Source organism: Microbacterium sp. Cr-K32 (assembly GCF_000708345.1).
GTDB lineage: Bacteria > Actinomycetota > Actinomycetes > Actinomycetales > Microbacteriaceae > Microbacterium > Microbacterium maritypicum_A.
Window position 1 is genome coordinate 563805 of sequence record NZ_JARD01000028.1, and the last position, 6581, is coordinate 570385.

General features: G+C 69.2%; 7 protein-coding genes. 2 read left to right on the top strand and 5 right to left on the bottom strand.

Annotated features, from left to right (window positions below; all coding sequences use genetic code 11):
- Positions 1 to 13: 13 nt before the first annotated feature.
- The 5 genes from GZ64_RS0117190 to GZ64_RS0117210 all read right to left on the bottom strand — a co-directional run bounded on the left by GZ64_RS0117190 (position 14) and on the right by GZ64_RS0117210 (position 5345).
- Positions 14 to 415 (bottom strand): hypothetical protein, encoded by a 402-nt coding sequence (locus tag GZ64_RS0117190; RefSeq protein ID WP_029258553.1) that lies wholly within the window; start codon positions 413 to 415, stop codon positions 14 to 16.
- A 29-nt stretch (positions 416 to 444) separates the two neighbouring features.
- Positions 445 to 1410: a serine hydrolase gene (locus tag GZ64_RS0117195; protein WP_029267885.1), complete on the bottom strand. Its 966-nt coding sequence runs from the start codon at positions 1408 to 1410 to the stop codon at positions 445 to 447.
- Positions 1411 to 1520: 110 nt separating this feature from the next.
- Complete coding sequence (locus tag GZ64_RS0117200) at positions 1521 to 3485, bottom strand: M13 family metallopeptidase (RefSeq protein ID WP_029267887.1); 1965 nt, start codon at positions 3483 to 3485, stop codon at positions 1521 to 1523.
- A gap of 10 nt (positions 3486 to 3495) precedes the next feature.
- A complete protein-coding gene (locus tag GZ64_RS0117205) occupies positions 3496 to 4644 on the bottom strand; it encodes a sensor histidine kinase (protein ID WP_029267889.1) in 1149 nt (382 codons plus the stop codon).
- Positions 4645 to 4646: 2 nt separating this feature from the next.
- Positions 4647 to 5345 (bottom strand): response regulator transcription factor, encoded by a 699-nt coding sequence (locus tag GZ64_RS0117210; protein WP_029267892.1) that lies wholly within the window; start codon positions 5343 to 5345, stop codon positions 4647 to 4649.
- A 167-nt stretch (positions 5346 to 5512) separates the two neighbouring features.
- Between GZ64_RS0117210 and GZ64_RS0117215 the strand changes: the two genes are divergently transcribed.
- Positions 5513 to 5968: a DM13 domain-containing protein gene (locus GZ64_RS0117215; protein WP_029267894.1), complete on the top strand. Its 456-nt coding sequence runs from the start codon at positions 5513 to 5515 to the stop codon at positions 5966 to 5968.
- A complete protein-coding gene (locus GZ64_RS0117220) occupies positions 5965 to 6471 on the top strand; it encodes a DoxX family membrane protein (RefSeq protein WP_051668161.1) in 507 nt (168 codons plus the stop codon). The genes GZ64_RS0117215 and GZ64_RS0117220 overlap by 4 nt, the downstream gene beginning before the upstream one ends.
- The last annotated feature ends 110 nt before the right edge of the window (positions 6472 to 6581 follow it).

The following is a 6581-nucleotide window of genomic DNA, read 5'->3' on the forward strand; positions in this document are numbered from 1 at the left end:
TCAGCGATCCACCTCAGCGCGCGATCGTGCGCGGATCCGGGTCGTCCTCGCGCGGTGGGCGCAGCCTGTCCGGGATCGGCCACGACAGGATGAACTGCGTAGTCGCTGGACGGGTCATATCGCCGAAGTCGTCGATCTTCACCACGATCCGTCCCGGAGCACCGTGCTCGTCGGGCGTCACCTCGAGGATGCGCACCCGCAGCGGGCGCTCGTCCTCGCCGTCCAGCATCCACGGATCGGCGAGCCAGGCGATGCCGTGCTGTTCGAGAGCAGCCTCGGCATCGAGCCACTCCGCGGGAGCGGAGATGGGTCGCCCGAGCACGTCGACGGGCACCCACTCGTCTCCATCGGGGTGGATCCATCCGAGCAGCTCGCCGTCGTCACGGCGGTGCGGGGTCCAGTCAGATCGCGGCATCCCTCGATGCTAGCGAGGGGACCCCTGGGTCAGTGCGTGTATTCCATGAGCTCGACGCCGAGCACCCGGAAGGCGTCGTGCGCACGCAGGCGATGCGTGATCGAGAGGTCGTCGAAGCACACGATGAGCGAATAGGCGACCCCGGCGCGAGGACCGGCGAGCACACCCGCCTCGGCGCGCACTCCGCGATCGCGACCGGTCTTGTTCACGAACAGGAGGCCGTGCGCATCGTGATCGTGCGCGAACGGGTCGAGACCCGTGGAGGCTGCGACCAGGCTCAGATCCTGGTTGAGGCTCAGCCACTCCGACACCTGCGCGCTGACGGCGGCGTCGACCACCTGCGAGTTCACCAGAGCGGAGAAGAGCCCGGCGAGCTCCCGCGCGGATCCCACGGCGACCTGCGGGGCGTCGTCGGGGCCGCGGCGGTCGCGGAAGCGGTCGAGCAGCGCGGTGCGACGCAGCCCGAGCGATTCGATGCGCTCGCGCACCCGATCGTGTCCGACCCGCTGCAGCAGCGCGTTCACCGCGATGGGATCTCCCGCGGTCGCCGCCATCACGGCGAGGTCTTCGAGGGGCAGCGCCGGCGCATGCAGATGACGCCACAGTCCCGAGGTCTCCACCGCCTCGACACTCTCGCGCTCGACGATCTCGAACGGATCGAGAGCACCGCTCTGGAAGCCCGCAGCGACCTCGATCAGGAGCGGCACCACGCCGAGGCCCGCGATCGGCATCGTGACGTGGTCGTCGCCGGCAAGCACGTGCACGTGGTTGTCGAGGTCGACGACGTGCACCGAGACCTGCGCACCGGCATCGACCAGCCCCTCCAGCGAGCGGAGGGTGGCCGTGAACGACCGGCGTCCGGCGGCGGCTCGTCGCGGGAGTCGACGGCTGGTGCGCTGGGAGCGGCGACCCGCGGCGGATGCCTCCGGGGCGCCGTCGAGGGACTCGGGGGCCGAGGAGTTGCGGAAGCCTTCACCAGGCTCGAGAGCGCCCACGCTGATCCTTAGGGGGGTGGATGTGCGGGATACCGAGGGGAGACGCTCCCCGGCGGCAGGGCTATCGTAACCCCACCGCCGGGGGATGCTTCACAGAGTGCGACGATTGGTCACCAGATGGTCACTCGCGATGCCGCGGGCAGCCAGAGGGCGTCGGTCTCGCTCACTCCGAACGCCTCGTAGAAGGCGTCGATGTTGCGCACGATCTGGTTGCAGCGGAACTCGTTCGGCGAGTGCGGGTCGATCGTCAGCAGGCGCAGCGTCTCGGCATCCCGGCTCTTCTGCTGCCACACCTGTGCCCACGACAGCAGCAGGCGCTGCACGCCCGTGTACCCGTCGATGACCGGGGCCTCCGCGCCGTCCAACGACAGCTCGTAGGCCTTCAACGCGATGCCGAGTCCGCCGAGGTCGCCGATGTTCTCGCCGATCGTGAGCGCGCCGTTCACGTGGTGCTCGGCATCCAGCCCCTCGGGGACGAGCGCGTCGTACTGCGCGATCAGGGCCTTCGTGCGTTCCTCGAAAGCCGAGCGGTCGGCATCCGTCCACCAGTCCTGCAACCGGCCGTCGCCGTCGTAGCGGCTGCCCTGGTCGTCGAATCCGTGGCCGATCTCGTGACCGATGACCGCCCCGATGCCCCCGTAGTTCGCGGCGGCGTCGCGACCGGCGTCGAAGAACGGGTACTGCAGGATCGCAGCCGGGAACACGATCTCGTTCATCGACGGGTTGTAGTACGCGTTGACCATCTGCGGCGGCATGTGCCACTCGGTGCGGTCGATGGGCTTGCCGACCTTGTCGACGTTGCGGTCGTGCTCGAAGATCGATGCGCGACGCACGTTGCCGAACAGGTCGGCCCGATCGATCTCGAGGCTCGAGTAGTCGCGCCACACCTCGGGGTGTCCGATCTTCGGGGTGAACGAGTCGAGCTTGGCGAGCGCGCGCTCCCGGGTCTCGGCCGTCATCCACTCGAGCTCGGTGATGCTCTGGCGATACGCCTCGATGAGGTGCGCGACCAGCTCGTCCATCGCGGCCTTCGCCGTCGGCGGGTAGTGCCGCTCGACGTAGACCTTGCCGATCGCCTCGCCGAGCGCGCCCTCGGTGAGCGAGACGCCGCGCTTCCAGCGCTCGCGCATGGTGGGGACGCCGGTGAGCTCGGTGCCGTAGAACGAGAAGTTCTCCTGCACGAGGTCGTCGGTCAGGTACGGAGCCGCCGCGTGCACGACCTTCGCACGCAGCCACGCCTTCCAGTCGTCGAGGCGCTCGGGCGTCAGCAGCGAGCCGAGCCCCTCGAAGAAGCTGGGCTGCGAGACCACGACCTCATCGAAGGCCGCCGGGTTCGACGGCGAGACCGCCTCGCGCCACGGGGTCAGGTCCACCCCGGCGAGCGCCTGCAGTTCGTCCCACGTCTTGAGGTTGTAGGTGGCCACGGCGTCACGGCTGCGCACGTTGTCCCAGTGGTGCCCGGCGAGCTCGGTCTCGAGCGCGATCGCACGGTCGGCGTTCGTCGCGGCGTCGGCGACGCCGGCCAGGCCGAGCAGCCGCTCGAGGTGTGCACGGTAGGCGGTCCGGGTGGCGGCGAACGTGTCGAGGCGGAAGTAGCTCTCGTCCGGCAGCGACAGACCCGCCTGCACGAGCACCGGAAGGTAGCGCTCGGGGTTGCCCGGGTCGCCGTCGACGTACAGGCCGATGACCGATGCACGGCCGTCGCGGTCGTAGGCGCCGACGGTGCGCAGGAACGAGGGGATGCCGTCGATCGCGTCGATCTCGGCGAGGGTCTCGGCCAGCGGCGTCACCCCGGCGGCATCGATGCGCTCGGTGTCCATGAAGCTCGCGAACAGATCGCCGATCTTGCGGGCGAGGGTCCCTTCCTCGGCGTCCTGCGACTCCTCGATGATCGCGCGCACGTCTTTCTCCGCCTGCTCGGCGAGGAGGTGGAACGAGCCCCAGCGCGCCTTGTCGCCCGGGATCTCGGTGCGGGCGAGCCACGCCCCGTTCACGTGACGATAGAGGTCGTCCTGCGGGCGGATGTCGGAGCTGAACTCATCAAGGGCGAGGCCCACGGGAAGAACGTCAGTCATGCGCTCCAGCCTATGACCCGCCTCCCCCGAACGGCAGGAGCACGTTCATGCGGAACCCCTCGTCGGTCCGCTCGGCGAAGACCTCTCCGCCGTGCGCACGCGCCAGGCCGCGCGCGATCGAGAGCCCGAGACCGGCCCCGGAAGCCACGCCGTCCTGGTCGATCGGGGCCGTGCGGGCCGCGTCCTCGCGCCAGCCGACGTCGAACATGCGGTCGAGATCCTCCACCGCGACACCCGCGCCGTGATCGAGGATGCCGAGCACGAGGCGGTTCCGCTCGACCTCGGTGGCCGAGATGACGATGTCCGTACCGCGCGGCGCATGCCGGATCGCGTTGGTCAGCAGGTTGACGACGATCCGTCCGAGCTGATGCGGGTCCGCCCAGAGCACGTGACCGCCCACGCCGCGCTCGACGATGCGCACGCCGTGGCGATCTGCGGCGGCCGCGACGTCGGCGACCGCATCCGAGACCACGTCGAGCAGCTCGACCTGCTGGGTCTGCAGCTGCACGGCTCCCGAGGTCAGCGTCGACAGCTCGAACAGGTCGTCCACCATGCGGCTCATCGTCTCCACCTGCACCCGCACCTGCCCGGCGAAGCGCTCCGGAGCATCGGCCGCGCCGTCTTCGATCGACTCGGCGAGCGCACGGACCGCCGTCAGGGGTGTGCGCAGATCGTGCGAGATCCAGGCGAAGAACCGCCGTCGCGCCGAGTCCAGCCGCTCCAGCTCGGCATTCGCGGCATCGACCTTCGCCGACACCTCGGCGAGCCGTACCGACAGATCGTCCAGCTCGCGCGATCCTCCCTGCTCGGCGACGATCACGCCTCCGCGGCCCACCTCGTCGAGCGATGCCGACAGACGATCGAACGACGACCGCATCGCCCTGGCCACCACCCAGGCAGTCGTGATCCCGAGCACAAGGGACACCCCGATCACCACGAGGAGCACGGTCAGGTCGTGCGTCGAGATGTACATCTCCAGCGAGATCGCGACGACCGAGGCCGCCATCGTGACGACCCCCGCGCTCGCGACCAGCATCAGCTGCGCGCGGACAGAGCGACGGCGCAGCACTCGCAGCACGGCGAGCGTGAGCGCCGCGACGCACCCGGCCACGAGCAGGCACGTCATCACGATCAGCAGCACATCGGCCCCGGCAAGCATGATCACGAGCGATCTCCCTCTGCCGAGAAACGGTATCCGACTCCCCACTCCGTGCGCAGGTGGACGGGGTCTCGCGGATCCTCCTCGATCTTCTCCCGCAGCCGGCGCACGTGCACGGTGACGGTCGAGGCCTCGCCGAAGCTCCAGCCCCAGGCTTCGCGGAGGATCTCCTCGCGACCGAGCGGGCGCCCCTCGTTGCGCACCAGGAAGTGCAGCAGGTCGTACTCACGACCGGTGAGGGCGATCTCCTCGCCGCGCACCCACACGCGCCGACGGAGCGGATCGATCGCGAACACGCCGGCACGCACCTCGCCGACCGCGGCCTGCGTCACCTGCGAGCGCCGTACCAGCGCACCGACGCGCATGAGCAGCTCCCGCAGCGAGAACGGCTTCGCGAGATAGTCGTCGACGCCGAACTCGAAGCCCTCGATGCGGTCCTCCACCTGTCCGAGAGCGGTGAGAAGCATGATGGGCACGTCCGAGAACGAGCGCAGATCACGGCACAGCTCATCACCGCTGATGCCCGGGAGCATCCGGTCGACGATCACCACGTCCGGGATGCTCCCGCGCAGCGCCGTCCGCGCCGAGACACCGTCGCCGAAGCTGGAGACCGCGTAGCCGTGGGCGCGCAGGTAGGCGCCCACCGCCTCCCTGACCGTGGGGTCGTCTTCGACCACGACGACCTCGGCTGGCTCCTGCATGGGGTCGACACTAGTCGCGCGATGCACGCCTCCGGCCGGTTCCTTACAGTCTTGAAAGGTCTTCTCCACCGGCGTCTGCGCATTCGTAGCGTTCATCGAAGTGCGATCCGCCGCGGCATCCGTCGCTCCGGGCGCAGAGTCGCACACACAGTGAACTGGAGAATCTCATGCGCAAGATCGCTCTCGCCGCCACCGCGGCCCTCACCCTCGCCCTGGCCCTGTCGGCGTGCAGCTCGCCGGCTGCGACGGAAGACGCCAAGCCCTCGTCTTCGGCGTCGCAGAGTGCCGACTCCGGCACCTCGACCACGAAGATGGACATGGCCGAGAAGACGGGCACCTTCGCGGGCCTGAACGACAAGAAGGTGTCGGGCACCGTCACCGTGACCGACGACGAGATCGCCCTGTCCGGGTTCTCGTCAGATGAAGGCCCCGATCTGCACGTCTACCTCACGAACGGCACCGATGAGGCCGCCGTCTCTGCAGGCATGCTCGTGGATGCCGTCTCGTTCGACACCGCCACCCAGACCTTCACGCTCGACGGCGTCGACACCTCGGAGTACTCCTACGTCGTGATCCACTGCGACAAGGCGAAGGCCGTGTTCGGAGCAGCCGAGCTCTCATGATCGGATCGCGACCCGCAGGCGTCCTCACCCTCTCGCTGCTCGGCGCCGGGGCCAGGGTGGCGGTCGGGGTGCTCTGGCTGATCGAGGGCATCCTGAAGTACCGGGCCGGATTCGGAGCGGCCGACATCGAGCTGGTGGCGCAGAGCACGGAGGGGAACCCTCGGGTGCCGTGGTTCTTCGAGCCGCTCGCGTCGTTCATGGGCATGGCGCCCGGTGTGTTCGGTGTGGTGATGCCCGCTCTCGAGGTCGCTCTCGGCGTGCTGCTGGTCGCGGGATTCCTGACCAGGATCGCGGCTTTCCTGTCGATCGGGACGCTCATGCTCTATTGGAGCGCGGACCAGCTGATCGCCCAGTACCCGGCGATGGTCGTGCTCTCCGCAGTCGTGCTCCTCCTCACCGTCTCCGGACGATTCGGGATGGACGGATGGCTGCGCGCTCGTCGGCGCGAATCGACCGAAGCGACCGAAGCGACTGCTGCGACTTCCGGTCTGTGGGAGGCCTGAAGCGTCGGCAGAGCCCGACCGTTCAAACGGGGACGCGGGTGCGGCCGGGTGGGGGCCCGGTCGCATCCGTATCAGCCGCGGCGTCGCAGGGAGAAGCGGCGGCGTCGCGG

Coding starts and splice junctions, on each gene's coding strand:
- GZ64_RS0117190 (WP_029258553.1), bottom strand. CDS start 415: ATGCCGCGATCTGACTGGACCCCGCACCGCCGTGACGACGGCGAGCTG.
- GZ64_RS0117200 (WP_029267887.1), bottom strand. CDS start 3,485: ATGACTGACGTTCTTCCCGTGGGCCTCGCCCTTGATGAGTTCAGCTCC.
- GZ64_RS0117205 (WP_029267889.1), bottom strand. CDS start 4,644: ATGCTTGCCGGGGCCGATGTGCTGCTGATCGTGATGACGTGCCTGCTC.
- GZ64_RS0117210 (WP_029267892.1), bottom strand. CDS start 5,345: ATGCAGGAGCCAGCCGAGGTCGTCGTGGTCGAAGACGACCCCACGGTC.
- GZ64_RS0117215 (WP_029267894.1), top strand. CDS start 5,513: ATGCGCAAGATCGCTCTCGCCGCCACCGCGGCCCTCACCCTCGCCCTG.
- GZ64_RS0117220 (WP_051668161.1), top strand. CDS start 5,965: ATGATCGGATCGCGACCCGCAGGCGTCCTCACCCTCTCGCTGCTCGGC.